Annotated in this window: 19 protein-coding genes, 3 tRNA genes and 1 pseudogene; 16 read left to right on the top strand and 7 right to left on the bottom strand. The window is 49.8% G+C overall.

Annotated features, from left to right (window positions below; genetic code table 11):
• Positions 1 to 119 precede the first annotated feature (119 nt).
• Genes ptrA through recD form a run of 3 tightly spaced genes read left to right on the top strand, consistent with a single transcriptional unit; the run spans position 120 to position 8,369 of the window.
• Entirely contained in the window at positions 120 to 3,008 is a 2,889-nt protein-coding gene (gene ptrA / locus C3D30_RS03575) for a pitrilysin (protein ID WP_105286474.1), read from the top strand.
• Positions 3,001 to 6,543, top strand: coding sequence for an exodeoxyribonuclease V subunit beta (recB, locus tag C3D30_RS03580; protein WP_105286475.1), 3,543 nt, complete (start codon positions 3,001 to 3,003; stop codon positions 6,541 to 6,543). Before ptrA ends, recB begins: the two co-directional genes overlap by 8 nt.
• Entirely contained in the window at positions 6,543 to 8,369 is a 1,827-nt protein-coding gene (recD, locus tag C3D30_RS03585) for an exodeoxyribonuclease V subunit alpha (protein WP_105286476.1), read from the top strand. The genes recB and recD overlap by 1 nt, the downstream gene beginning before the upstream one ends.
• Before the next feature lie 81 nt (positions 8,370 to 8,450).
• On the opposite strand, the gene argA is transcribed toward recD, so the two are convergent.
• On the bottom strand, positions 8,451 to 9,782 hold the full coding sequence (gene argA / locus C3D30_RS03590) for an amino-acid N-acetyltransferase (protein WP_000237966.1): 1,332 nt from the start codon (positions 9,780 to 9,782) through the stop codon (positions 8,451 to 8,453).
• 229 nt (positions 9,783 to 10,011) lie between these two features.
• Here argA and amiC point away from each other — a divergent pair, with 229 nt between their 5' ends.
• The 6 genes from amiC (at position 10,012) to C3D30_RS03625 (ending at position 16,755) form a co-directional block, all read left to right on the top strand.
• Complete coding sequence (amiC, locus tag C3D30_RS03600; protein WP_000016908.1) at positions 10,012 to 11,265, top strand: N-acetylmuramoyl-L-alanine amidase AmiC; 1,254 nt, start codon at positions 10,012 to 10,014, stop codon at positions 11,263 to 11,265.
• A 261-nt stretch (positions 11,266 to 11,526) separates the two neighbouring features.
• Positions 11,527 to 12,351, top strand: coding sequence for a PRD domain-containing protein (locus C3D30_RS03605; protein ID WP_016159637.1), 825 nt, complete (start codon positions 11,527 to 11,529; stop codon positions 12,349 to 12,351).
• A gap of 31 nt (positions 12,352 to 12,382) precedes the next feature.
• A complete protein-coding gene (locus C3D30_RS03610) occupies positions 12,383 to 13,963 on the top strand; it encodes a PTS transporter subunit EIIC (RefSeq protein ID WP_000810564.1) in 1,581 nt (526 codons plus the stop codon).
• Entirely contained in the window at positions 13,963 to 15,153 is a 1,191-nt protein-coding gene (locus tag C3D30_RS03615; RefSeq protein ID WP_000350908.1) for a MalY/PatB family protein, read from the top strand. Before C3D30_RS03610 ends, C3D30_RS03615 begins: the two co-directional genes overlap by 1 nt.
• Positions 15,140 to 15,736: a KpsF/GutQ family sugar-phosphate isomerase gene (locus C3D30_RS03620; protein WP_105286477.1), complete on the top strand. Its 597-nt coding sequence runs from the start codon at positions 15,140 to 15,142 to the stop codon at positions 15,734 to 15,736. The genes C3D30_RS03615 and C3D30_RS03620 overlap by 14 nt, the downstream gene beginning before the upstream one ends.
• A gap of 71 nt (positions 15,737 to 15,807) precedes the next feature.
• Positions 15,808 to 16,755 (top strand): phosphoglycerate dehydrogenase, encoded by a 948-nt coding sequence (locus C3D30_RS03625; RefSeq protein WP_105286478.1) that lies wholly within the window; start codon positions 15,808 to 15,810, stop codon positions 16,753 to 16,755.
• Between the two features lie 78 nt (positions 16,756 to 16,833).
• Here C3D30_RS03625 and C3D30_RS03630 read toward each other — a convergent pair.
• From C3D30_RS03630 to C3D30_RS03640, 3 genes are all read right to left on the bottom strand, one after another.
• Positions 16,834 to 16,910 (bottom strand) — tRNA-Met (locus C3D30_RS03630).
• Positions 16,911 to 16,944: 34 nt separating this feature from the next.
• Positions 16,945 to 17,021: transfer RNA gene (locus C3D30_RS03635), tRNA-Met, on the bottom strand.
• A 33-nt stretch (positions 17,022 to 17,054) separates the two neighbouring features.
• Positions 17,055 to 17,131 (bottom strand) — tRNA-Met (locus C3D30_RS03640).
• 209 nt (positions 17,132 to 17,340) lie between these two features.
• On the opposite strand from C3D30_RS03640, the gene mltA reads away from it, so the two are divergent.
• Complete coding sequence (mltA, locus tag C3D30_RS03650; protein WP_000678631.1) at positions 17,341 to 18,438, top strand: murein transglycosylase A; 1,098 nt, start codon at positions 17,341 to 17,343, stop codon at positions 18,436 to 18,438.
• A 238-nt stretch (positions 18,439 to 18,676) separates the two neighbouring features.
• A complete protein-coding gene (gene tcdA, locus C3D30_RS03655) occupies positions 18,677 to 19,483 on the top strand; it encodes a tRNA cyclic N6-threonylcarbamoyladenosine(37) synthase TcdA (RefSeq protein WP_000117716.1) in 807 nt (268 codons plus the stop codon).
• Positions 19,484 to 19,533: 50 nt separating this feature from the next.
• Here tcdA and csdE read toward each other — a convergent pair whose 3' ends face one another.
• Positions 19,534 to 19,977 carry a cysteine desulfurase sulfur acceptor subunit CsdE gene (csdE, locus tag C3D30_RS03660; RefSeq protein ID WP_000184242.1) on the bottom strand — a complete coding sequence of 148 codons (444 nt, stop codon included), beginning with the start codon at positions 19,975 to 19,977 and terminating at the stop codon, positions 19,534 to 19,536.
• Positions 19,977 to 21,182 (bottom strand): cysteine desulfurase CsdA, encoded by a 1,206-nt coding sequence (csdA, locus tag C3D30_RS03665; protein ID WP_105286479.1) that lies wholly within the window; start codon positions 21,180 to 21,182, stop codon positions 19,977 to 19,979. Before csdA ends, csdE begins: the two co-directional genes overlap by 1 nt.
• A gap of 191 nt (positions 21,183 to 21,373) precedes the next feature.
• Here csdA and C3D30_RS03670 point away from each other — a divergent pair, with 191 nt between their 5' ends.
• The 5 genes and pseudogenes from C3D30_RS03670 to C3D30_RS20555 form a co-directional block, all read left to right on the top strand.
• Positions 21,374 to 21,601 carry a YgdI/YgdR family lipoprotein gene (locus tag C3D30_RS03670; protein WP_000750399.1) on the top strand — a complete coding sequence of 76 codons (228 nt, stop codon included), beginning with the start codon at positions 21,374 to 21,376 and terminating at the stop codon, positions 21,599 to 21,601.
• 350 nt (positions 21,602 to 21,951) lie between these two features.
• The gene (gcvA, locus tag C3D30_RS03675; RefSeq protein WP_000044401.1) at positions 21,952 to 22,869 is read left to right on the top strand and encodes a glycine cleavage system transcriptional regulator GcvA; all 918 of its coding nucleotides are present in this window, start codon (positions 21,952 to 21,954) and stop codon (positions 22,867 to 22,869) included.
• An 18-nt stretch (positions 22,870 to 22,887) separates the two neighbouring features.
• Positions 22,888 to 23,283 (top strand): DUF423 domain-containing protein, encoded by a 396-nt coding sequence (locus C3D30_RS03680; RefSeq protein ID WP_000203904.1) that lies wholly within the window; start codon positions 22,888 to 22,890, stop codon positions 23,281 to 23,283.
• The gene (gene rlmM, locus C3D30_RS03685; protein WP_016159631.1) at positions 23,276 to 24,376 is read left to right on the top strand and encodes a 23S rRNA (cytidine(2498)-2'-O)-methyltransferase RlmM; all 1,101 of its coding nucleotides are present in this window, start codon (positions 23,276 to 23,278) and stop codon (positions 24,374 to 24,376) included. The genes C3D30_RS03680 and rlmM overlap by 8 nt, the downstream gene beginning before the upstream one ends.
• Before the next feature lie 37 nt (positions 24,377 to 24,413).
• Positions 24,414 to 24,488 (top strand): annotated as a pseudogene (locus C3D30_RS20555) (hypothetical protein); the annotation flags it as partial.
• Positions 24,489 to 24,592: 104 nt separating this feature from the next.
• On the opposite strand, the gene xni reads toward C3D30_RS20555, so the two are convergent.
• A complete protein-coding gene (gene xni, locus C3D30_RS03690; RefSeq protein WP_105286480.1) occupies positions 24,593 to 25,348 on the bottom strand; it encodes a flap endonuclease Xni in 756 nt (251 codons plus the stop codon).
• Between the last annotated feature and the right edge of the window lie 64 nt (positions 25,349 to 25,412).

Genomic DNA, 25,412 nt, shown 5'->3' on the forward strand with positions numbered 1-25,412 from the left:
GGACTGATGGTTATATAGACACTGGCTGGCTCGTTCAGCACAAGATTATATTCTGCCGGATGATTTTCTTTAAGCTATTGAATCTGGTTGAAAAATAAAGTTGATAATGAGGTTCGTGAATGCCCCGCAGCACCTGGTTCAAAGCATTACTGTTGTTTGTTGCCCTTTGGGCACCCTTAAGTCAGGCAGAAACGGGATGGCAGCCGATTCAGGAAACCATCCGTAAAAGTGATAAAGATAACCGCCAGTATCAGGCTATACGTCTGGATAACGGTATGGTGGTCTTGCTGGTTTCTGATCCGCAGGCGGTTAAATCGCTTTCGGCGCTGGTAGTGCCCGTTGGGTCGCTGGAAGATCCTGAGGCGTATCAGGGGCTGGCGCATTACCTTGAACATATGAGTCTGATGGGGTCGAAAAAGTACCCTCAAGCAGATAGCCTCGCTGAATATCTCAAAATGCACGGCGGCAGTCACAATGCCAGTACGGCACCATATCGCACCGCTTTCTATCTGGAAGTGGAAAACGATGCCTTGCCTGGTGCAGTAGACCGCCTGGCCGATGCCATCGCTGAACCCTTGCTCGACAAGAAATATGCTGAACGTGAACGTAATGCAGTGAACGCAGAATTAACCATGGCGCGCACGCGTGACGGGATGCGCATGGCGCAGGTCAGCGCAGAAACCATTAACCCGGCGCACCCAGGTTCAAAGTTTTCTGGCGGTAACCTGGAAACCTTAAGCGACAAACCCGGTAATCCTGTGCAGCAGGCGCTGAAAGATTTCCATGAGAAATATTACTCTGCCAATCTGATGAAGGCGGTTATCTATAGCAATAAACCATTGCCGGAACTGGCAAAAATGGCGGCGGACACCTTCGGTCGCGTGCCTAACAAAGAGAGCCAGAAACCGGAAATTACCGTACCGGTAGTCACCGACGCGCAAAAGGGAATTATCATTCATTACGTCCCGGCACTGCCGCGTAAAGTTCTGCGCGTCGAGTTTCGCATCGATAACAACTCGGAGAAGTTCCGTAGTAAAACGGATGAGTTGATTACCTATCTGATTGGTAATCGCAGCCCAGGTACACTTTCTGACTGGCTGCAAAAGCAGGGATTAGTTGAGGGCATTAGCGCCAACTCCGATCCTATCGTCAACGGCAACAGCGGCGTATTAGCGATCTCTGCGTCCTTAACCGATAAAGGTCTGGCGAATCGCGATCAGGTTGTGGCGGCCATTTTCAGCTACCTCAATCTGTTACGCGAAAAAGGGATTGATAAACAGTATTTCGATGAGCTGGCGAATGTGCTGGATATCGACTTCCGTTATCCGTCAATCACCCGTGATATGGATTACGTCGAATGGCTGGCGGATACCATGATTCGCGTTCCTGTTGAGCATACGCTGGACGCGGTAAATATTGCCGATCGGTATGATGCTAAAGCAGTAAAAGAACGTCTGGCGATGATGACGCCGCAGAACGCGCGTATCTGGTATATCAGCCCGAAAGAGCCGCACAATAAAACGGCTTACTTTGTCGATGCGCCGTATCAGGTCGATAAAATCAGCGAACAAACCTTCGCTGACTGGCAGAAAAAAGCCGCCGACATTGCGCTCTCCTTGCCGGAGCTTAACCCCTATATTCCTGACGATTTCTCGCTGATTAAGTCAGAGAAGAAATACGACCATCCAGAGCTGATTGTTGATGAGTCGAATCTGCGTGTGGTGTATGCGCCAAGCCGTTATTTTGCCAGCGAGCCCAAAGCTGATGTCAGCCTGATTTTGCGTAATCCGAAAGCCATGGACAGCGCCCGCAATCAGGTGATGTTTGCGCTCAATGATTATCTCGCAGGGCTGGCGCTTGATCAGTTAAGCAACCAGGCGTCGGTTGGTGGCATAAGTTTTTCCACCAATGCTAACAACGGCCTTATGGTTAATGCCAATGGTTACACCCAGCGCCTGCCGCAGCTGTTCCAGGCTCTGCTGGAGGGCTACTTTAGCTATACCGCCACGGAAGATCAGCTTGAGCAGGCGAAGTCCTGGTATAACCAGATGATGGATTCGGCAGAAAAGGGCAAAGCGTTCGAGCAGGCGATTATGCCCGCGCAGATGCTCTCGCAGGTGCCGTACTTCTCGCGAGATGAGCGACGTAAAATTTTGCCCTCCATCACTCTGAAAGAGGTGCTGGCCTACCGCGACGCCTTAAAAACGGGGGCACGACCAGAGTTTATGGTTATCGGCAACATGACCGAATCACAGGCAACAACGCTGGCGCGCGATGTGCAAAAACAGTTGGGCGCTGATGGCACTGAGTGGTGTCGTAACAAAGATGTGCTGGTTGAGAAAAAACAGTCCGTCATCTTTGAAAAAGCCGGTAACAGTACCGACTCTGCCCTGGCAGCGGTTTTCGTACCGACTGGCTACGATGAATACACCAGTTCAGCCTACAGTTCTCTGCTGGCGCAGATTGTACAGCCGTGGTTCTACAATCAGTTGCGTACCGAAGAACAGTTGGGTTATGCCGTGTTCGCGTTTCCTATGAGTGTGGGCCGCCAGTGGGGCATGGGCTTCTTGCTGCAAAGCAATGATAAACAGCCTTCATTCTTGTGGGAGCGTTACAAGGCGTTTTTCCCAACCGCAGAGGCAAAATTGCGGGCGATGAAGCCAGAAGAGTTCGCGCAAATTCAGCAGGCGGTCATTACCCAGATGCTGCAGGCTCCGCAAACGCTCGGCGAAGAAGCATCGAAGTTAAGTAAAGATTTCGATCGTGGCAATATGCGCTTCGATTCGCGTGATAAAATTGTGGCACAGATAAAACTGCTGACGCCGCAAAAACTGGCCGATTTCTTCCATCAGGCGGTGGTCGAGCCGCAAGGCATGGCTATCCTGTCGCAGATTTCCGGCAGCCAGAACGGGAAAGCCGAATATGTACATCCTGAAGGCTGGAAAGTGTGGGAGAACGTCAGCGCGTTGCAGCAAACAATGCCCCTGATGAGTGAAAAGAATGAGTGATGTCGCCGAGACACTAGATCCTTTGCGCTTGCCCTTACAGGGCGAGCGCCTGATTGAAGCCTCTGCCGGCACAGGCAAAACCTTTACGATTGCGGCGCTCTATTTGCGCCTGTTACTTGGACTAGGCGGTTCCTCCGCCTTTCCCCGCCCATTGACCGTTGAAGAACTGCTGGTGGTCACCTTTACCGAGGCTGCCACTGCAGAATTGCGTGGCCGTATCCGTAGCAATATTCATGAATTACGCATCGCCTGTCTGCGTGAAACCACCGACAATCCGCTGTATGCACGCCTGCTGGAAGAGATCGACGATAAAGCGCAAGCCGCGCAGTGGTTGCTGTTAGCTGAGCGACAGATGGATGAAGCAGCAGTCTTTACCATCCACGGTTTTTGCCAGCGAATGCTCAACCTGAATGCCTTTGAATCCGGCATGTTGTTTGAGCAGCAGCTGATTGAAGACGAGTCTCTACTGCGCTACCAGGCCTGCGCCGATTTCTGGCGTCGCCACTGCTATCCGTTACCGCGTGAAATTGCCCAGGTCGTCTTTGAAACCTGGAAAGGGCCGCAGGCGTTGCTGCGCGATATTAATCGTTATCTGCAAGGCGAAGCGCCGGTTATCAAAGCACCACCGCCCGATGATGAAACGCTGGCTTCCCGCCACGCGCAAATTGTGGCGCGTATTGATGTGGTAAAACAGCAGTGGCGTGACGCAGTAGGTGAACTGGATGCGCTGATCGAATCTTCCGGTATTGATCGCCGCAAGTTTAACCGTAGCAATCAGGCTAAATGGATAGACAAGATCAGTGCCTGGGCAGAAGAAGAGACCAACAGCTACCAGTTGCCTGAGTCGCTGGAAAAATTTTCTCAGCGTTTCTTAGAAGATCGCACAAAAGCAGGGGGCGAGACGCCGCGCCACCCGTTATTTGAAGCGATCGATCAATTGCTTGCCGAACCATTATCGATCCGCGATCTGGTGATCACCCGCGCGTTAGCTGAGATCCGCGAAACAGTAGCGCGCGAAAAACGTCGCCGTGGCGAACTGGGCTTTGACGACATGCTAAGTCGGCTGGATTCCGCGCTGCGTAGCGAAAGCGGAGAGGCGCTGGCGACGGCGATCCGTACGCGCTTTCCGGTGGCAATGATCGACGAATTTCAGGATACCGACCCTCAGCAGTACCGGATTTTCCGCCGTATTTGGCACCATCAGCCGGAAACGGCGTTATTGCTGATTGGTGACCCGAAACAGGCCATTTACGCATTCCGTGGTGCAGATATCTTCACCTACATGAAGGCGCGTAGCGAAGTTCACGCCCACTACACTTTAGACACCAACTGGCGTTCTGCGCCGGGAATGGTGAACAGTGTGAACAAACTTTTCAGCCAGGCGGATGACGCTTTCATGTTCCGCGAAATTCCGTTTATTCCAGTGAAATCAGCCGGGAAAAATCAGGCACTGCGTTTTGTATTTAAAGGTGAAACGCAGCCGGCGATGAAAATGTGGTTGATGGAAGGCGAAAGCTGCGGTGTTGGCGATTATCAAAGTACCATGGCGCAGGTATGTGCTGCGCAAATCCGCGACTGGCTACAGGCCGGGCAGCGGGGCGAAGCATTGCTGATGAATGGTGACACCGCGCGTCCTGTTCGCGCCTCGGACATCAGTGTGCTGGTACGCAGCCGCCAGGAGGCCGCCCAGGTGCGCGATGCCTTAACGTTGCTGGAAATCCCTTCCGTTTACCTTTCGAACCGCGACAGTGTTTTTGAAACACTGGAAGCGCAGGAGATGCTTTGGCTGTTGCAGGCTGTAATGACGCCTGAACGTGAGAACACTCTGCGCAGTGCGTTAGCAACGTCGATGATGGGGTTGAACGCCCTGGATATCGAAACGTTGAATGATAACGAAAATGCGTGGGATGCAGTCGTCGAAGAGTTTGATAGGTATCGACAAATCTGGCGCAAACGCGGCGTTATGCCGATGCTGCGGGCGCTGATGTCGGCGCGCAACATTGCAGAAAACCTGCTGGCCACGGCAGGTGGCGAGCGTCGTCTTACCGATATCTTGCATATCAGCGAACTGCTACAAGAAGCCGGAACGCAGCTGGAAAGTGAACATGCACTGGTACGCTGGTTATCGCAACATATCCTCGAACCCGACAGTAACGCCTCCAGCCAGCAAATGCGCCTCGAAAGTGACAAACATCTGGTGCAGATCGTCACGATCCATAAATCGAAAGGACTGGAATATCCGCTGGTCTGGTTGCCGTTTATTACCAATTTCCGCGTCCAGGATCAGGCGTTCTATCACGATCGTCATTCATTTGAGCCTGTACTTGATCTTAACGCTGCGCCAGAAAGCGTCGATCTCGCCGAGGCCGAACGTCTGGCGGAAGATCTGCGTTTGCTTTACGTGGCGCTGACGCGTTCGGTCTGGCATTGCAGTCTCGGCGTTGCGCCGCTGGTGCGCCGTCGTGGCGATAAAAAAGGTGACACCGACGTCCATCAAAGTGCGCTCGGGCGCTTGCTGCAAAAAGGGGAACCACAAGATGCGGCAGGGCTTCGCGCCTGTATTGAGGCTCTGTGCGATGATGATATCGCCTGGCAAACGGCACAAACGGGTGATAACCAACCCTGGCAGGTTAATGATGTTTCTACAGCAGAACTGAATGCGAAGACGCTACAACGTTTGCCCGGCGATAACTGGCGCGTCACCAGTTATTCTGGTTTGCAGCAGCGTGGTCACGGTATCGCTCAGGATCTGATGCCACGGCTGGATGTTGACGCCGCAGGCGTGGTTAGTGTTGTTGAAGAACCTACGTTAACACCGCATCAGTTTCCGCGCGGCGCCTCACCGGGGACGTTCTTGCACAGTTTGTTTGAGGATCTGGATTTTACCCAGCCGGTTGACCCGAACTGGGTGCGGGAAAAACTGGAACTTGGCGGCTTTGAACCGCAGTGGGAACCGGTGTTGACTGAGTGGATCACCGCTATTCTTCAGGCGCCGCTCAATGAAACTGGCGTCACGCTGAGTCACCTTTCCGCCCGCGATAAACAGGTGGAGATGGAGTTTTACCTGCCGATTAGCGAGCCGCTTATTGCCAGCCAGCTTGATGCGCTAATCCGCCAGTTTGACTCGCTATCCGCTGGCTGCCCGCCGCTGGAGTTCATGCAGGTGCGCGGCATGTTAAAAGGTTTTATCGACCTGGTATTTCGCCATGAAGGGCGTTATTACCTGCTCGACTATAAATCCAACTGGCTGGGTGAAGACAGTTCGGCTTACACCCAACAGGCTATGGCAGCGGCGATGCAGGCACACCGCTATGATCTGCAATATCAGCTTTATACCCTGGCGTTACATCGTTATCTGCGCCATCGAATTGCTGATTACGACTATGAGCGCCACTTTGGCGGCGTTATCTATCTGTTCCTGCGCGGTGTTGATAAAGAACATCCGCAACAAGGAATTTACGCAACCCGCCCCGATGCCGGGTTGATTGCGCTGATGGATGAGATGTTTGCCGGTATGAGCCTGGAGGAGGCGTAATGAAATTGCAAAAGCAATTACTGGAAGCTGTGGAGCACAAACAGCTACGCCCGCTGGATGTGCAGTTCGCCCTGACCGTGGCGGGTGATGAACATCCCGCCGTCACCCTTGCGGCGGCACTGTTAAGCCACGACGCCGGGGAAGGGCACGTCTGTTTGCCGCTTTCACGACTGGAAAATAACGAGGCGTCACATCCGCTGCTGGCGACCTGTGTCAGTGAAATCGGTGAGCTACAAAATTGGGAAGAGTGCTTGCTGGCTTCACAAGCGGTCAGCCGGGGAGATGAACCAACGCCAATGATCCTCTGTGGCGATCGCCTTTACCTGAATCGCATGTGGTGTAACGAGCGCACAGTGGCACGCTTTTTCAACGAAGTGAATCATGCCATTGAGGTTGATGAAGCTCTACTGGCGCAAACCCTGGACAAACTTTTTCCAGTAAGCGATGAAGTTAACTGGCAAAAAGTTGCAGCGGCAGTGGCGCTGACGCGGCGGATCTCGGTGATTTCCGGCGGCCCTGGCACCGGTAAAACGACCACCGTAGCGAAGTTGCTGGCTGCGTTAATTCAGATGGCAGACGGCGAACGCTGCCGTATCCGCCTGGCTGCGCCAACGGGGAAAGCTGCTGCGCGCTTAACTGAATCGCTTGGCAAGGCTTTGCGCCAGTTACCGCTGACCGATGAACAAAAGAAACGCATACCGGAAGACGCCAGCACCTTGCACCGCTTGCTGGGCGCGCAGCCGGGCAGTCAGCGTTTACGTCATCATGCAGGTAACCCACTGCATCTTGATGTGCTGGTGGTAGATGAAGCATCAATGATCGATCTGCCTATGATGTCGAGACTGATCGACGCCTTGCCCGATCATGCCAGAGTGATCTTTCTTGGCGATCGCGATCAACTGGCTTCCGTTGAGGCTGGGGCTGTGCTGGGCGATATCTGCGCTTATGCCAACGCAGGGTTTACCGCAGAGCGTGCCGGGCAATTAAGTCGTCTGACAGGAAGTCACGTTCCAGCGGGAAGTGGCACAGAAGCGGCATCTTTGCGCGATAGCCTCTGCCTGCTGCAAAAAAGCTACCGTTTCGGCAGCGATTCTGGCATTGGTCAGTTAGCTGCGGCGATCAACCGTGGTGATAAAACGGCAGTGAAAACGGTTTTTCAGCAGGATTTTACTGACATCGAAAAACGGCTTTTGCAGAACGGCGAAGACTATATTGCGATGCTTGAAGAAGCTCTTGCGGGTTACGGACGTTATCTGGATCTGCTACAAGCACGTGCCGAGCCGGATTTAATCATTCAAGCGTTCAATGAATACCAGCTATTGTGCGCCCTGCGGGAAGGGCCATTTGGCGTCGCTGGACTGAATGAGCGAATTGAACAGTTTATGCAACAGAAGCGCAAAATTCATCGTCATCCGCACTCGCGCTGGTACGAAGGCAGGCCGGTAATGATTGCCCGCAATGACAGCGCGCTTGGGTTGTTCAATGGTGATATCGGGATTGCGCTGGATCGCGGGCAGGGAACGCGCGTCTGGTTTGCGATGCCAGATGGCAATATCAAGTCAGTGCAACCGAGCCGCCTGCCGGAGCACGAAACTACGTGGGCGATGACGGTACATAAATCGCAGGGATCGGAGTTCGACCATGCGGCGTTGATTTTACCGAGCCAGCGTACACCGGTGGTAACACGAGAGCTGGTTTACACTGCGGTAACCCGTGCGCGTCGCCGTTTGTCGCTATATGCCGATGAGCGCATATTGAGTGCGGCAATCGCCACGCGCACCGAGCGGCGTAGCGGGCTGGCAGCGTTGTTTAGTTCGCGGGAATAAACGTGATTGCCTGATGCGACGCATGGGCGTCTTATCATGCCTGGAGGTATTGCGTATGCCGCATCCGGCTATATCCATCGCTTACCCTAAATCCGCCATCAACACCTTTGATTTACGCTGGTAGTTGTACATCTGCTTTTTGCTCTCCGGCAGTGAGTCAATATCCACCGGGGTAAATCCGCGCTCCTGGAACCAGTGAATACTGCGCGTGGTCAGCACAAACAATTTGCTTAACCCGCTCTGCTTCGCCTGAGCGGCAATGCGTTCCAGTAAAACCTCGCCCCGTGATGAACTACGGTAATCCGGGTGTACCGCCACACAGGCCATTTCGCCAATCTTCTCTTCCGGGAACGGATAGAGCGCGGCGCAGGCAATAGTCGTGTTATCGCGCTGAATAATAGTGAATTTGTCGATTTCCATCTCCAGTTGTTCGCGAGAACGACGTACCAGAATGCCTTGCTGCTCCAGCGGGCGAATCAACTCCAGAATACCGCCAATATCGTTGATTGTTGCGCGACGAATCTGCTCCGCGCTTTCCATCACAATTTGCGTACCGATACCGTCACGTGAGAACAGCTCTTGCAACAGCGCGCCATCTTCCTGATAACTGATTAAATGACAGCGACGAACACCGCTGCGACAGGCTTTCACCGCGCCACGCAAAAAGCGCACCGTACCAGAGTTGTAATCGCCTTTCTCTTCCTGGGCTTCTACTCGCGCTTGCGCCTCGTTAGGGAAAAGTTCGGAGACAATATCGCCATCGTCATTGGTGACGCCCTGTGAAGAGCAAAAACCAATCATCTTCTCAGCTTTCAGTTTGATGGCCAGTTGTGTGGCAATCTCTTCCGAGGTCAGGTTAAAGCTCTCGCCAGTGACCGAAACCGCCACCGGGCCCATCAGCACAATCGCACCGCTGTCCAGTTGGCGATGAATCGCTTCTTCGTCAATCCGCCGGATACGCCCGCTATGGCAGTAATCCACGCCGTCATCGACGCCCAGCGGCTGGGCAATAATAAAATTGCCACTGACGACGTTGATATGAGCGCCCTGCAACGGTGTGTTGTTGAGGCTCATCGACAGGCGTGCTGTGATGTCTAGTTGCAATGTCCCCGCAGCCTGCTTCACCAGCTCCAGCGTTTTGCCGTCAGTCACGCGTATATTCTTGTGGTACAGCGGTTCGTGATGATGCGCCGCCAGATTCGCGTCGATCTGTGGACGCGCGCCATAGACGACGACCAGACGTATGCCGAGGCTGTGCAATAGCCCAATATCATTAACGATACTGGAGAAATTCTCATGCTCAATGGCTTCGCCGCCGAGCATGATGACAAACGTTTTTCCCCGATGAGTGTTGATATAGGGAACCGAATGGCGGAATCCCTCGACCAGCTCGGTTTTACGTTCCTTCACCACGGCACACCTCTTTGCATGATTATTCGAAATTAATGTATTTTTATTCTGTTTTTTCGCCGTGTGCAAGTGCAAATTTTACGCATGAGCAACTTTTTTATCAGTAATGCCGTGAATATAAAAAGAATGTTTACCGTTTTATAGATGACAGATTATGCGTCTTTCGCTAAAGTTTCCGGTCAAATTGGTCGTTTACTTGTTACACAGCTTAGATTTTTTGCTCGGGAGAGGCATGTCAGGATCCAATACTGCAATCAGCCGTCGTCGTTTACTGCAAGGCGCGGGTGCCATGTGGCTATTGAGCGTAAGTCAGGTCAGCCTGGCTGCGGTCAGCCAGGTCGTGGCGGTGCGCGTCTGGCCTGCGTCCAGCTATACCCGTGTGACGGTTGAATCAAATCGTCAGCTGAAATATAAGCAGTTCGCGTTGAGTAATCCTGAGCGCGTGGTGGTGGATATTGAAGATGTAAACCTGAACTCGGTGCTCAAGGGGATGGCGGCACAAATTCGTGCTGACGACCCGTTCATCAAGTCAGCTCGCGTCGGGCAATTTGATCCGCAAACCGTGCGGATGGTTTTTGAATTAAAGCAAAACGTAAAACCACAGATGTTTGCCCTCGCGCCGGTTGCCGGATTTAAAGAGCGTCTGGTGATGGATCTCTATCCGGTCAATGCGCAGGATATGCAAGACCCGCTGCTGGCTCTGCTGGAGGATTACAACAAAGGCGATCTCGAAAAACAGGTGCCGCCTGCGCAAAGTGGTCCGCAGCCAGGTAAGGCAGGGCGCGATCGCCCGATTGTCATCATGCTTGACCCTGGCCACGGTGGCGAAGACTCCGGCGCAGTGGGGAAATACAAAACGCGTGAAAAAGACGTGGTATTACAAATTGCCCGCCGTCTGCGCTCTCTGATCGAGAAAGAGGGCAATATGAAGGTGTACATGACGCGTAATGAAGACATCTTCATTCCATTGCAAGTGCGCGTAGCAAAAGCACAGAAACAACGTGCTGACCTGTTTGTCTCTATCCATGCAGATGCCTTTACCAGCCGCCAGCCGAGCGGTTCCTCGGTGTTTGCGCTTTCGACCAAAGGCGCAACCAGTACTGCGGCAAAATATCTGGCGCAAACCCAGAACGCCTCGGACTTAATTGGTGGTGTGAGCAAAAGCGGCGACCGCTATGTCGACCACACCATGTTTGATATGGTGCAGTCGCTGACCATTGCCGACAGCCTGAAGTTTGGTAGGGCAGTACTAAATAAACTTGGTAAAATCAACAAGCTGCATAAAAATCAGGTCGAGCAGGCCGGGTTTGCCGTGCTGAAAGCGCCTGATATTCCCTCTATTCTGGTCGAAACGGCGTTTATCAGTAACGTTGAGGAAGAGCGCAAACTGAAAACGGCGACTTTCCAGCAGGAAGTTGCAGAGTCCATTCTTGCGGGAATTAAAGCGTATTTTGCCGATGGAGCGACGCTGGCGAGAAGGGGATGATGTTTTAATTTATCCATTCAATTAATTTATATTTAATTGAATGGATATTATTTATATGAATGTTAAACGATGATTTTGTGACTGCTGTCGAATATTTGAAAGTTAGCTTGAAAAATAAGCCTGGCGTCTCTTTTATTAAAGGCAATCCCGTGTAAGGTATAGGCATTAGTTAATCATCTTGTAACTGTTAAATCAGGCAAGGCAATGTTTGAAGTAATTATTACTTCTGACGTGCCTTGCCTTTTTTTTTGGAGCCATGAAATGATCATCGAAAAAGTCATGAACAATAATTGTGTGCAGGCATCGATGAATGGACAGGAGGTTATCATTTCTGGACCTGGCGTCGGTTACAACAAAAAATATGGTATGCCTGTACCCGAACATCCGGCTAACCGAATTTTTTATGTCAGGAATGAGCAAAAAAATAAACTCTACAAACTGATTGAGCATGTGGATATTGAGTATGTATTTGTGGCTGAAAAAATAGTGCAATATGCGGAGATCAATCTTGAAAAAAAGCTAAATCCATCGCTACTGCTCATTCTTGCCGATCACATTTCGAATGCAATATCCCGAGTCGCCTCCGGAATACAAATTAATAATGTTTTCCTTGAGGAAATCAAAGCGTTGTATAAAGCAGAATATGCGATAAGTCGGGATGCATTAACAATCATCAATGATCAATTTAGCTTTCAGCTTCCGGATGACGAGATTGGTTTTATTGCATTACATATTTTAAATAACTATGAAAACTCAATTGATTATGAATCTGTACGAATTATTGAGTTGTCTCAAAAAATTACGGAGATTATTGAGGGAATTTATAACAGAAGGGTGGACAGGAGTTCATTTAACTATTCAAGATTTATGATGCATCTTAAGTATTTTTCTTGTCGAGTATTATGCAATGAAAAAATAAAACAGAAAGATATTGGCGATATCTATGAACAGTTTCTTGAAAAAGACATTCAATTGCAACGCGCTATTCATGAAATAGAAAGGTATCTGTACAGCACGTTTAAATATGAATTGATTTTAGAAGAAAAGCTATATCTCTCTATTCGCACCAAAGTATTAATGGACTAACTACATATAATATTTTTATGAGATAACCAGCATGAAACAAAAGAAAGCCTGGAGTTTTTTTCAGAGCCTGGGAAAAGCATTTATGTATCCCATCGCTCTGCTAAGTGTATGTGGCATGATGCTAGGACTAGGAAGTGGTTTAGCCAGTGATGATATGGCAAAGTTAATTCCATTTCTGGCTATTCCAATAATTAAAACCATACTTGATTTCATTGTTAGCCTTGGTTTGTTTGCTTTTGTTAATTTACCTGTACTATTTGCGATAGCGATTCCCTTAGGATTATTAAAAGAGAAAGATGATAAAGCCTATGGTGCATTTTCTGGCTTAATTGGTTTTATGGCGATGCATTTGGGAACAAATTTTTACCTTAAACAACACGATTTATTGGTCGCAGCTGACCAAATGTCGACACATGGACAAACTATCATTTTGGGGATCCAGTCCTATAATACCAGTGTGCTGGGAGGGATTGTTTCAGGTTTATTAGTCGCCAGCATGTATAAAAAGATCGTTAACTTACGCATTCCTGAGTCATTAGGTTTTTATAGTGGTCCGCGCCTGGTGCCTATCATTACACTAATTGTGATGAGTGGGTTTGGCCTGATTATTCCTTTTATCTGGCCGCCATTTTTCAATCTTTTCATGCTCATTGGTCACTGGATTTCAACTTCCGGTCCTGTCGGTTATTTCTTCTATGCAGTTGCTGAACGCGTGACGATACCTTTTGGCCTAAACCATCTGGTGACATCAGTTTTCCGATTTACCCCAATCGGCGGTTCGGCAGTAATTGGTGGTGAAGAATATTACGGCACTCTGAATATGTTTATGGCGTACGTCAAAGAGAATACTGTTATTCCGCTGGATTTGGCGGGGAAAATGGAACAGGGCAAACTGATGATCCAGTATGGTCTGGCTGGTGCCGCGCTGGCGATGTATCGCACCGCTCATGCTCAGAACAGAAAGGCTATCAAAGCATTGCTTATTTCCGGTGTGCTGACGGTCATTATTGGTGGCGTTAGCGAACCGATTGAATTTCTCTTCTTGTTTGTCAGTCCGTTGCTGTTTGTCTTCCATGCTTTTATGAATGGATTCGCTAACATGGTTCTGCCATATATGGGCGTGAAGATGGGGTTTACTGGCGATCTGATTCAGTTTATTAGCTTTGGTGTCTTACGTGGCACAAGAACGGGCTGGCCGATAGCGGTTTGTGTAGAAGTGGCCTATTTCTTTATTTATTACTTTGTGTTCCGTTGGACCATTCTTAAATTTAACCTGATGACCGTAGGACGTGAAGAGTCCAGCCCCATCGCGATAAACGCCCACGAAGATACTGCTATAGCGGATATCCCAACTCATGATAAATCAGAGTTGCAGGCAGCGGCGCAGATGGTTCAGGCACTTGGCGGTAGAGAGAATATTAAATCTCTGGATAATTGTGTAACTCGTTTACGTTTAACTATCGCAGATATGGGATTAATTGATGAGGTTGCGATAAAAAGAGCCGGAGGGATTGCGGTTGTTAAACTTGATCAAAATACCCTACAAGTCATTATCGGCACTAAAGTCATCGCCCTGCGTCGGGATATGGATAATTACATGGGGATACGCTAATGGATATTTTTAATACCACAATTTCCCGTAAAGGAACATATTGTACCCAGTGGGACTTTTGTGAGGACAGATTTGGTGTAAAAGATGTATTGCCATTCTCTATTTCAGATATGGATCTTCCGATACCAGAAGCTATCACCAGAGCATTAAAAAAACGCCTGGAACACCCGATTTTAGGGTACAGCCGTTGGCAACATGATGAATATCTGAATGCGATAGTTAATTGGTATTATAAACAGTATAAAACAGATATTAAACCAGAATGGATAACCTATAGCCCAAGTGTGATGTATTCCATTGCTAAAGCAATAGAGTTACTGACATCGAGTGGCGATAACATTCTCATTTTTACACCTGTCTATAACGCATTTTTTGATGTTATTAAAAATAGTGGGCGAAATACGCTGGAAACTTCTTTGAGTAAAGATAACGAGGGAGATTACGTTATCGACTGGCAAGATTTTGATCTAAAAATTAAAAAAGCGAAGATGGTGTTATTATGCAATCCTCATAACCCGACAGGAACCGTCTGGCCTGAAGATTGTCTGCATAAAATCGCTGCAAGCTGTGCAAGACACGATGTTTGGTTGTGTTCAGATGAAATCCATAGTGATTTTGTATTTAATCGTTGCTTCACGTCTGCGCTTAAAATAATAAATGAAAAGGTGGTGGCGTTTAATTCAATATCGAAAACATTTAACGTTCCTGCGCTAACGGGTTCGTATATGATTTCACCTGATGAAAATTTCAATCACCAATTCAGAACGATATCGAGGTATCGCGATTTTGTAAACTCCCCATCAGTACTGAATGTAATTGCGACTATTGTTGCCTATAACGAATGTGAGGAATGGTTAACGTCATTAAAGGAGCATCTTGCTTCAAATATTCAATTTACCCAGTGGTATATAAATGAAAATATTCCGGGATTAATCGTGAAGCCGGCTGATGGTTGCTATTTTTCGTGGATTAATTGCTCTGCCATTGGTTATCCCTTTGATAAATTTTACAGCCGATTAATTTATGAAGGTAAAGTAGGTATTATGGCGGGGCATGTCTATGGAACCGAAGGGGAGGGCTATCTTCGTCTGAATTTGGCTTGCAGTCGAGAAAAGTTATATATGGGGCTTACGCGCATTGCAGGTGTAATCAGAAATATTAATCAGGAAAAAGAAAATGAACAACACTGATCTTATCTATCTTATTAAACATTTTATGCGCAACGAACATAAAGCAGTTGAAGAGATTATCGATTCTCCCCTTTCGGAAGTTGCTGCTTTAATTAAAATATTACAATCTTGTCAGGGTAAAGTTGTTTTTATTGGCGTAGGGAAGTCCGGCATTATTGCCAGAAAACTCGCAGCAACATTTGCCAGCACCGGAACTCCCTCGTTTTTTGTTCACGGTACGGAAGCGGTACACGGCGATCTTGGTATGGTGGCGAAAAACGATATTGTTATTCTTATTTCAAACAGCGGTGAGACGGCAGAAATTCTGGCAACGTTGCCCAGCCTAAAAAAAATGGGTAATTATTTGGTCTCCTTTACTCGCAGTCATCGTTCATCGCTTGCGATAAGTTGTGATTTATCCGTTGAAATTCCCGTCAAAAGCGAGGCGGATAATTTAGGTTTAGCGCCGTCATGTTCATCTACAGTCGTTCTGGTTGTGGGTGATGCGGTGGCGCTTGCTCTCTCCGAATTGAAAAAATTTACTCGTGCTGATTTCGGCTTATATCATCCAGGAGGTGCGCTCGGTATTAAAGCAAACTCATAGTTTCAGAATATAAAAACAGTAACCGGTCACGCCATCTTTTGGGGTGGCGTTCATTGAAGTGAGTGTCAGCTATGAAAAACGTTCTGGTCACCGTTCCCAGCTTTTCTGCGCGCTGTGTTTCCGCCAGCAAGTTGCTAAGAGAGAATAATTTTAACCTTATTATTAAGAATAATGTGGAGCATCTGCTTAAATCAGAATCCACTGCATTACGAGAATCTATTTGTGCGGCCATTGCCGGAAAAGATTGTTATCAGGCGGACACGCTATCACTACTGCCTGGTGTGAAAATAATATCGAGATTTGGGACAGGGATTGATAATGTTGATCTTCACGCGGCACGACAATCAGGGATTGTGGTCAATAATACGGTTGGGATTAATTCAAATGCGGTTGCGGAATTTATCATTGGTCTTATCTTCGCGAGCATGAGAAATATCCCAGGCAGCTATCATGCGATGCAAAATGGTTACTGGGGAGAGTCGCATGGCTGCGAGTTACAAGGTAAACGGATTGGCCTGCTTGGCTACGGCAATATAGGTAAAACCCTGGCGAAAAGGTTGTCTGGTTTTGATGTTGAGCTTTTAGCTTTTGACAAACAACCCGATTATCAGGTTGCAGGTAAAACCGGAGTTCAGTTCGTATCAATTGAAGATATCTTCATGCTGTCGCATGTCATCATTGTTCTTTTGCCTTTTTCTCCTGACCTGGAGAACTTCATCAGCCATAAATATTTGTCGATGATGCGCAATGGCGCTCTGATCATCAATGCCGCAAGAGGAAAGTTGCTGGATGAGGGGGCTTTACTTCAGGTGATTGAAGAACGAAATGTTTTTGCGGCGCTGGATGTTTTTAGCTCTGAACCGCTGGTGCAATTTAGCCCATTGCTGCATACCAAAAATATCATTACAACGCCGCATATTGCAGCCGCCACCGTTGAGTCATACCAGCAAACCGGGATACACGTTGCCCAGTCGATAATTGATTTCTTTGCGGGGAGGGAGATAAAAAACGTGCAGTGAGTTTAGCGATCGAAGATTTTAGATACAAAAAAACCGCAATCCGTGAAACACGTTGCGGTTTATCAGCATTCTAAGTATTGGTTGCGGGGGCCGGATTTGAACCGACGACCTTCGGGTTATGAGCCCGACGAGCTACCAGGCTGCTCCACCCCGCGTCACCGTACTGCTTTTACTTCGTCAAATTTTGATTGGTTGCGGGGGCCGGATTTGAACCGACGACCTTCGGGTTATGAGCCCGACGAGCTACCAGGCTGCTCCACCCCGCGTCACCGTACTGCTTTACTTCATCAAATTTTAATTGGTTGCGGGGGCCGGATTTGAACCGACGACCTTCGGGTTATGAGCCCGACGAGCTACCAGGCTGCTCCACCCCGCGTCCGTGGATGCGCACTATACTCCGCTCGCGTTTTCATGCAACCTTTTTTTTACCCGGATCACGGATTTGGCATGATTTTGAACAAAAACAAAACACTATCGCCTATTTTTTGTGCAAAATTTGCGTCAGGGAGAGTCTGCTCATTTCATTAAACGCGACGGTTTGTTATCTTCGTTGTGCCTTATTTTTTTAACCTGAAGAAGAGAACAATGAAAGGACGTTGGGTAAAGTACCTTCTTATGGGCGCTGTTGTGGCGATGCTTGCCGCCTGCTCCTCCAAACCAACCGATCGCGGACAGCAATATAAAGACGGGAAATTTACCCAGCCTTTCTCTCTGGTGAACCAGCCAGATGCCGTTGGCGCGCCAATCAACGCCGGTGATTTTGCCGAGCAAATTAACCATATTCGTAATTCGTCACCGCGTCTTTATGGTAACCAGAGTAATGTTTATAACGCGGTGCAAGAGTGGCTGCGTGCAGGCGGTGATACCCGCAATATGCGCCAGTTCGGTATCGATGCCTGGCAGATGGAAGGCGCGGACAACTATGGCAACGTGCAGTTTACGGGCTATTACACGCCGGTAATTCAGGCGCGCCATACCCGCCAGGGCGAGTTCCAGTATCCTATTTACCGTATGCCACCAAAACGAGGTCGTCTGCCGTCTCGTGCGGAGATCTATGCGGGGGCACTGAGCGATAAATATATCCTCGCTTACAGCAACTCCCTGATGGATAACTTCATTATGGATGTACAGGGTAGCGGGTATATCGACTTTGGCGATGGCAGTCCGCTTAACTTCTTCAGCTATGCCGGAAAGAACGGTCATGCCTATCGCAGTATTGGTAAGGTGTTGATCGATCGTGGCGAAGTGAAAAAAGAAGATATGTCGATGCAGGCGATTCGCCACTGGGGGGAAACGCACAGTGAAGCCGAAGTTCGCGAACTGCTGGAACAGAACCCGTCTTTCGTCTTCTTTAAGCCGCAATCTTTTGCGCCGGTGAAAGGTGCAAGTGCTGTGCCGCTGGTTGGACGTGCTTCTGTTGCCTCCGATCGCTCGCTCATCCCGCCAGGTACTACCTTGCTGGCAGAAGTACCGTTGTTGGATAATAACGGTAAATTTAACGGTCAGTATGAACTGCGTCTGATGGTGGCGCTGGATGTCGGCGGCGCAATCAAAGGCCAACATTTCGATATCTATCAAGGGATCGGGCCGGAAGCCGGACACCGCGCAGGTTGGTACAACCACTATGGGCGTGTCTGGGTGCTGAAAACGGCACCGGGTGCAGGTAACGTCTTTAGCGGCTGATGTGTTATTCTGTACACCGTTTTTACGGATAAGACAGGGTGAGGGATAACCTCCCCTTCTGATTGTTGACTAAGTGCGCGTTGTTCATGCCGGATGCGGCGTGAACGCCTTATCCGACCTACAAACCATGCAAATTCAATATATTGCAGGGGTTATGTAGGCCTGATAAGCGTAGCGCATCAGGCATTTATGCGTTTAGGGTGAGGGATAACCTCACCCTTTTTAATTCTGAGGTGCTATGTCTGTGGTAATTAGTGATGCCTGGCGTCAGCGTTTTGGCGGCACTGCGCGTCTGTATGGTGAGAAAGCCTTGCAACTATTTGCCGATGCACATATCTGTGTGGTCGGCATCGGTGGTGTCGGTTCCTGGGCGGCGGAAGCTCTGGCGCGCACAGGGATTGGTGCAATAACGCTTATTGATATGGATGACGTGTGTGTCACCAATACCAATCGGCAAATTCACGCGCTGCGTGATAACGTCGGGCTGGCAAAAGCGGAAGTGATGGCGGAGCGTATTCGCCAGATTAACCCGGAGTGTCGGGTGACAGTGGTGGACGATTTCGTGACGCCGGATAACGTAGCGCAATATATGAATGCCGGTTATTCATACGTTATTGATGCCATTGACAGTGTGCGACCCAAAGCGGCACTAATCGCATATTGCCGTCGCAATAAAATCCCACTGGTAACGACGGGTGGTGCAGGCGGGCAGATTGATCCGACGCAGATTCAGGTTACCGATCTGGCGAAGACCATTCAGGATCCGCTGGCGGCGAAGCTGCGTGAGCGCCTGAAAAGCGATTTCGGCGTGGTGAAAAACAGTAAAGGTAAGCTCGGTGTGGATTGTGTGTTCTCTACCGAAGCACTGGTATACCCGCAGTCAGACGGTACGGTCTGTGCGATGAAAGCCACGGCGGAAGGGCCAAAGCGAATGGATTGCGCATCAGGATTTGGTGCGGCAACGATGGTGACCGCCACCTTTGGTTTTGTTGCGGTTTCTCATGCGCTGAAGAAGATGATGGCGAAAGCAGCGCGCCAGGGATAAACAATTATGTCGGATGCGACGTGAGCGTCTTATCCGACCTGGATCTGTGCTTAAACCTGTTTCGCCGCTGCGATAATCGCCTCGCTTAATGCATTCAGCCCCTGACTGCGTGAGGCGCTAAGCTGCGCACGTAATCCCAGCTCATCAAACAACGCCAGCGGCGACTGCGTTTGTAACTCGGCGGCGGTTTTGCCCTCCACGGCGGTCAACAACACTGCCAGCAGACCGCGCACAATGCGTCCTTCGCTGTCGCCAAAGAAATGCATCTTGCCGTTTTCAGCCACGGTATACCCCAGCCAGACGCGGTTTTCGCATCCGGCAATCTCTTTGGCCTGCGCTTTTAATTCATCAGGTAAAGCAGGAAGCTGTTTCCCCAGCATGATCAACTGGCGATATTTATCTTCCCACTGCGTCAACGGCGCGAAAGTATCGCGTAACGTCTCTGCGGTAACGGTTGTGCCGAACGGATGTCCGGCGAATTGCGGGTTTGTCATTAATCCACCAATAATTCCAGCGCGCGGTCAACGGCGTTCACCAGCGCATCTACATCACTCTTTGTATTATATGGCGCAAAAGAGGCGCGCAGTGTGCCGGTTACGCCTAATTCTGCCAGTAGCGGCTGAGCGCAATGCTGCCCGGCGCGCAGGGCAATTCCGTACTCTGCCAGCAGCGTTACCATATCGCTGTGATGAACACCCGCGAAATCAAAGGCCAGCAGGCTGGAATCCTGGCAGCGGAATGAACGAAAGCCTGGACGTTTTGCCAGCGCATCTTCTGTAAGCGTCGCCAGGCTACGACTCCAACTTTCTGCCTGGTTGATATCATAATCTGCCAGCCATTCCAGCGCCGCACTTAACCCAATGACGCCTGCGACGTTGGGCGTTCCGGCTTCCAGTTTCCATGGGGCAGATTGTGTGGTGAAGCCGTCAAAACTGACTTCGTGAATCATTTTGCCACCGCCGAGCCAGGGCGACATTGCTTCCAGCAGTTCTGGTTTGCCATACAGCACGCCGATACCCGTCGGGCCGTAAAGTTTGTGACCTGAAAAAGCGTAGAAATCGATATCCAGTTGCTGAACATCTGCAGGGAAATGCACCGCGCCCTGAGCACCATCAACCATCACCACCATCCCGGCTGAATGGGCAAAGGTAATCGCTCGCGCCAGATCCGGGCAACCGCCAGTGACGTTCGACATCTGGCCCAACGCCAGAATCCGGCTACGGGGAGTAATCAGTTCCGGTAACAAATCAATATCTGGCAGACGCTGCGCATTAAGCGGCAACTTCACCACTTTGGCTCCGGTTTGTTGGGCGACCATCAGCCAGGGGACGAGGTTGGCGTGGTGCTCTGCCACGCTGACAATAATTTCATCGCCCGGTTGCAGATGCGGACGCGCATAGCATTGCGCCACCATGTTGATGGATTCGGTGGTGCCGCGCGTCCAGACAATAGTTTTGTCATCTGGTGCATTGAGTAATTGCGCTACTTTCTCCCGCGCAGCCTCATAACGCGCGGTCAGACGTTGGGCTTCGGCAAACTGGCTGCGATGGACGTTTCCGGCGCTAAGGCTATAGAACTGTCGGGTAGCCTCAACCACGGCTTCGGGTTTGAGCGCGGTTGCGGCACTGTCGAGATAGACGCCCGCATCCTGTAATGCGGGAAACTGCGCGCGGAACTGCGCGGGATTAAAAACGTTCATGGTACTCCTCGGCTTGATTCACCGATCGTGACGCAAAATTCACTTTGATACAAGGAGAGTGCTAACCATCGGAATTATCTGGATATCCTGGCGAAGCCGCGTCAGTAACATATGCTGAATAGTGTTAGGCGTTAATTTTAGCCTGTTAATCAATACTATTAAGATTTATTAATCGCTTTAAGGAGAAGATGATGAAAAAGACTGCCGCAATTATTTCTGCCTGTATGCTGACTTTTGCCCTGAGCGCCTGTTCCGGTTCGAACTATGTGATGCACACCAATGACGGACGTACTATCGTCTCTGACGGTAAACCACAGACTGATAATGAAACCGGTATGATTTCGTATAAAGACGCTAATGGCAACAAACAGCAGATCAACCGTACCGACGTGAAAGAGATGGTCGAACTGGATCAGTAATTTGCGATCGCAAGGTAAAAAAAAGCACCGCAATTAGGCGGTGCTACATTAATCACTATGGACAGACAGGGTAAATGTACAGGAAGTGAAAAAAGGTAGCTTAGCTACCATGGTCTGAATCGCAGACCAATTGCAAACACAACAACACAACATCACAACCGTAAGCCAAAAGTTCACCAGAACACGCATTCCGATAAAACTTTTCGTTCCGGCTCAGGAAGTGCCGCCACTATAGGTATTTGCTGGTAGAAGCTCAACGGACAATTTATAATGGCTCAGATAAAAAAAACTAATAGGTTACATAGTGTGATCTAATTGTTAAATTCATTTAACATCAAAGTTTAAAAGCCATGTCAAAACGATTACCACCGCTAAATGCCTTACGAGTTTTTGATGCCGCCGCACGCCATTTAAGCTTCACGCGCGCAGCAGAAGAGCTTTTTGTGACCCAGGCCGCAGTAAGTCATCAAATCAAGTCACTTGAGGATTTTTTGGGGCTGAAACTGTTCCGTCGCCGTAATCGTTCACTCCTGCTGACCGAGGAAGGGCAAAGCTATTTCCTCGATATCAAAGAGATATTTTCGCAATTAACCGAAGCGACGCGTAAACTCCAGGCTCGTAGCGCCAAGGGGGCGTTGACGGTCAGTTTACTCCCCAGTTTTGCCATCCACTGGCTGGTGCCGCGACTTTCCAGCTTTAATTCAGCTTATCCGGGAATCGACGTTCGAATCCAGGCGGTCGATCGCCAGGAAGATAAACTGGCGGATGATGTTGATGTGGCGATATTTTATGGTCGTGGCAACTGGCCGGGACTGCGGGTGGAAAAACTTTATGCCGAATATCTGTTGCCGGTGTGTTCTCCGCTACTGCTAACCGGCGAAAAACCCTTGAAGACGCCAGAAGATCTGGCTAAACATACGTTATTACACGATGCGTCCCGGCGTGACTGGCAGACATATACCCGCCAGTTGGGGTTAAACCATATCAACGTTCAACAAGGGCCAATCTTCAGTCACAGCGCCATGGTGCTGCAAGCGGCTATCCACGGGCAGGGAGTCGCATTGGCAAATAATGTGATGGCGCAATCTGAAATCGAGGCCGGACGCCTTGTCTGCCCGTTTAATGATGTTCTGGTCAGTAAAAATGCTTTTTATCTGGTATGTCATGACAGCCAGGCAGAACTGGGTAAAATAGCCGCCTTTCGCCAATGGATCCTGGCGAAAGCCGCTGCTGAACAAGAAAAATTCCGCTTTCGTTATGAACAATAATTTACGTAGGGTACGACCATGACCAGCCGTTTTATGCTGATTTTCGCCGCCATTAGCGGCTTCATTTTTGTGGCTCTGGGCGCTTTTGGCGCGCATGTGTTAAGTAAAACCATGGGAGCCGTTGAGATGGGCTGGATCCAGACCGGCCTCGAATACCAGGCGTTCCATACGCTGGCGATTTTAGGTCTGGCAGTGGCAATGCAGCGTCGCATCAGTATCTGGTTTTACTGGAGTAGCGTTTTCCTCGCGTTAGGTACGGTGCTGTTCAGCGGTAGCCTTTATTGCCTGGCGCTGTCTCATCTGCGTTTATGGGCGTTTGTCACGCCGGTCGGCGGCGTGAGCTTCCTCGCGGGCTGGGCGTTAATGTTAGTCGGTGCTATCCGTTTGAAGCGCAAGGGCGTAAATCATGAATAAGGTTGTATTGTTGTGCCGTCCTGGCTTTGAAAAAGAGTGTGCTGCAGAAATTACCGATAAAGCCGGTCAGCGGGAAATCTTCGGTTTTGCCCGCGTTAAAGACAATGCGGGTTATGTCATTTATGAATGTTATCAACCGGATGATGGCGATAAGTTAATCCGCGAACTGCCGTTCAGTTCATTAATTTTTGCCCGCCAGTGGTTTGTGGTGGGGGAACTCCTCCAGCATTTGCCGCCAGAAGATCGTATTACGCCCATTGTTGGTATGTTGCAGGGCGTGGTAGAGAAGGGCGGAGAGTTGCGCGTTGAAGTTGCCGATACCAACGAAAGCAAAGAGCTGCTGAAATTCTGCCGTAAATTCACCGTGCCGCTACGGGCTGCCTTGCGCGAGGCGGGCGTGCTGGTGAACTATGAAACGCCGAAGCGTCCGGTTGTGCATGTATTCTTTATTGCACCAGGCTGCTGCTATACCGGCTACTCCTACAGCAATAATAATTCGCCGTTCTATATGGGGATTCCACGCCTGAAGTTTCCGGCGGATGCGCCAAGCCGTTCCACGCTCAAACTGGAAGAGGCATTTCATGTGTTTATTCCTGCGGATGAGTGGGATGAACGCCTGGCAAATGGAATGTGGGCGGTAGATTTGGGCGCTTGTCCAGGCGGCTGGACCTACCAACTGGTGAAGCGCAACATGTGGGTATACTCCGTCGATAACGGCCCGATGGCGCAAAGTCTGATGGATACCGGGCAGGTGACGTGGCTGCGGGAAGATGGTTTCAAATTCCGTCCAACACGTAGCAACATCTCATGGATGGTGTGTGACATGGTGGAGAAACCGGCGAAAGTCGCAGCACTGATGGCACAGTGGTTGGTTAATGGCTGGTGTCGTGAAACTATCTTCAACCTTAAGCTGCCGATGAAAAAACGCTACGAAGAAGTGTCACACAATCTGGCGTACATTCAGGCACAGCTTGATGAACATGGCATAAATGCTCAGATTCAGGCGCGTCAGTTGTATCACGATCGTGAAGAAGTGACGGTGCATGTCCGTCGTATCTGGGCTGCGGTGGGTGGTCGTCGCGACGAACGGTAAGTGAGTTGGCAGGGGCATTGACTCCGGTCTGGCATCCGATGTTTGTACCAGTGGCAACCCGCGTGAAGCAACGCTTGAGGATAGTGTAAAGCTTTACCATACAGCGTGGTAATTACGCAGATGTGTTGATGCCGGATGCGACGCTAGCCGCGTCTTATCCGGCCTACAAGTGCATTTAATTCAATGAGTTGTTAATCGGTAGTATTCGGCACGCTGTTACCGTACCAACCGCAATTGCTGTAAATTGCCGTCGATATGCAAATCGGTTTGTAAGCGGGCAATATCGCGGCACAGAAACGCCATCTCTTTATGGGTTTCTAGTTTTTGGCGCCACTTTTCGGCAACCGTATCCAGATTCTCATATATCCCTTCCAGACTCTGAAACTCGACCAGCAGCTGCGTGGCGCTTTTTGGTCCGATTCCCGCAACACCCGGTACCTTTGAACTGCTGATCCCCGCAAGCCCCCAGTAATCGGGCAACTGCTGCGGTTGAACGCCAAATTCTTTATCGATAAACGGCGCATCCAGCCAACGTTTCTGGAAGTAATCACGAATACGTAATGTAGGTGAAAGTAACTGACAGTAGCCTTTATCTGTCGAAACAATAGTTGCCTGATGCCCGGCTTGAGTCACTTTGACCGCCAGCGTGGCGGCTAAGTCATCGGCTTCGTTGCCGCTGGCTGACCAGCACGGGACGCCGCGTTGCTCAAAGGCGGCGCGTAATGCAGGCATCTCGTCGTGCAACTCTTCGGGCATTGGCGGACGACCGGCTTTGTAATCCGGTAAACGTTGATGACGCCAGCCGCTATTGCGGTTTTCATCATCAAAAACGGCGACGGCATGGGTTGGCTGGCTGTGCATAATGAGCTGATCGAGCGCGTGCTGACAGGTTTCGACACAGGGCGAGCCCTGAACAGCATGGATGCGACGAATAAGATTCAGTGCATCGACAATAAGCAAATGAACAGCCACGATAACCCCCTTAAAGATCAGGCGATAAGGGTAACATTCGATACCGGAACAGGCTACGGCTGGA

The sequence above is a fragment of the Escherichia sp. MOD1-EC5433 genome (genome assembly GCF_002966005.1).
Taxonomy (GTDB): domain Bacteria; phylum Pseudomonadota; class Gammaproteobacteria; order Enterobacterales; family Enterobacteriaceae; genus Escherichia; species Escherichia ruysiae.